Source organism: Vibrio sp. 10N.222.46.A1 (genome assembly GCF_041473595.1).
Lineage (GTDB): Bacteria > Pseudomonadota > Gammaproteobacteria > Enterobacterales > Vibrionaceae > Vibrio > Vibrio tasmaniensis_A.
The window spans coordinates 1-1616 of sequence record NZ_JBFRSN010001469.1 but is presented as its reverse complement, the minus strand read 5'-3'; the positions used below and the strand labels follow the sequence as shown (position 1 = coordinate 1616).

Here is a 1616-nt window from a genome sequence, read left to right as displayed (position 1 = left end):
ATATTAAATATATCGTCATGCTTGAATCAAAACCTCTTCGACATTTTCTGGCCGTTGCTCAGTTTGGTAATTTTACCCAGGCTGCAAAAGCGCTGCATATCGCACAGCCTGCATTGAGTATCTCCATTAAAAAACTAGAACAGACGCTTGAGTTGATTCTATTTCGTCGAGGAGATAAATCCGTCACCTTAACGGAAGAGGGAAAGGTACTGTTTGAGCATGCAAAGCGAATCGCCCAGCAGTTTGATGATGCTCAACTCGCAATGAATGAGCTAAAGGGACTAGAAAAAGGCGAGGTTCGATTAGGCGCTCCAAGTATGATGGGGAGCTACTTTTTCCCACAGGTGGTGATGGCCTTTAAAAGCCAATACCCAAACCTAAAACTGACGCTTATAGATGCTGGTACCGCTTCGATTCGTGAAATGCTGTTAAACGGCGAACTGGATATCGGGGTTATCAATCATGAAAATGTCCCAGATGATCTCGAAACCGATCACTTGTTGAGTTCTGAGATGCTAGCTGTTGTTGGTAAAGAACACCCATTAGCGTCACAACCATTCATTACCTTTGAAGAGTTTTTCGCTCAAGAACTGATTATGTTCAAGTCGGGTTATTTCCACCGTGACTTTATCGATGCAACGTGTAAAAAATACAACCTAGACATGACCATCGCATTCGAAACCAACTTATTGCCAATGATTCTTTCTATAGTAAAACGAGAGTTTGCCATTACTGCGCTGCTGAGTTTGGTCACAGAATACGAAGAAGACGTTGTGGGGGTGCCATTTAAAGATCCTGTAAAACTCAATCTATCTTTGGCTTGGAGAAAGGAAGGGTACTTGTCGAAGGCAGACCGAACCTTTATTGATTTCGTTAAGCGCTACGTGTGATTTAGAATGGTATAGAACAACAAAGCCCGAGTATCCTAGATTGGACATTCGGGCTTTATTATATAGAAGTATTACTGGCTTAGAGCACTTAGGTACTCTTTGAGTTATACATCTTATCGAAGTTCTTCTGATTCCAGCCGACCATCACCTGGTCGCCGATTTTAAGTACGGGGATAGAGCGAGCTCCCATCGCTTGCAACTCTTTACGACCACGCTGCATCTTTGCATTCGTTAGGCGGTAAACAATTTTCTTTGAATCCAAATAGCGCTGTGCATCTTTACAGTGCGGGCATTTGTCTGCGACGTACAATACAACACGTTTCATTTTTATAATCTCTTTTTGAGTCTAGCTCTTGGTGAATCTCGCTAAAGTGTAACGAATCCTAGGTGATTAGAAAAGTGTGATCAGTTACACTATGCGGCTCAATTTTCAAGACCACAACGTATTGTCGTGGTGTAACTTGTACGGTCTTTCAGCATGCATCCTTCTTTACGCTATATCCAAGGCTACCCGAAGCACATTCTCGACCCGGTAACTCAACTAGTTGAATCGGGAAAGTTGGTGCCGTGGTTCGAAGCTCGCTACCCAAAGAATCATGAAATAAAAAGCGAGAAAGCCCTGTTTGACTATGCGATTGAGATTAAAAATCGTTATATGAAAAAAACACCACCGATCAGTAAAGTGATTTATGACGGCAAGATACACCTAATTAATAATGCATTAGG

Annotated in this window: 2 protein-coding genes and 1 pseudogene; 2 read left to right on the top strand and 1 reads right to left on the bottom strand. The window is 42.2% G+C overall.

The window, feature by feature from the left end; translation table 11 throughout:
* Window positions 1–17 precede the first annotated feature (17 nt).
* Window positions 18–890 (top strand): LysR family transcriptional regulator, encoded by an 873-nt coding sequence (locus AB4496_RS27435; protein WP_102258528.1) that lies wholly within the window; start codon window positions 18–20, stop codon window positions 888–890.
* Between the two features lie 88 nt (window positions 891–978).
* On the opposite strand, the gene AB4496_RS27430 is transcribed toward AB4496_RS27435, so the two are convergent.
* Window positions 979–1215 carry a glutaredoxin family protein gene (locus AB4496_RS27430; protein ID WP_012604109.1) on the bottom strand — a complete coding sequence of 79 codons (237 nt, stop codon included), beginning with the start codon at window positions 1213–1215 and terminating at the stop codon, window positions 979–981.
* A gap of 153 nt (window positions 1216–1368) precedes the next feature.
* Between AB4496_RS27430 and AB4496_RS27425 the strand changes: the two are divergent.
* Window positions 1369–1616, top strand: a pseudogene (locus tag AB4496_RS27425) (metal-dependent hydrolase); the annotation flags it as partial.

Coding starts and splice junctions, on each gene's coding strand:
- AB4496_RS27435 (WP_102258528.1), top strand. CDS start 18: ATGCTTGAATCAAAACCTCTTCGACATTTTCTGGCCGTTGCTCAGTTT.
- AB4496_RS27430 (WP_012604109.1), bottom strand. CDS start 1,215: ATGAAACGTGTTGTATTGTACGTCGCAGACAAATGCCCGCACTGTAAA.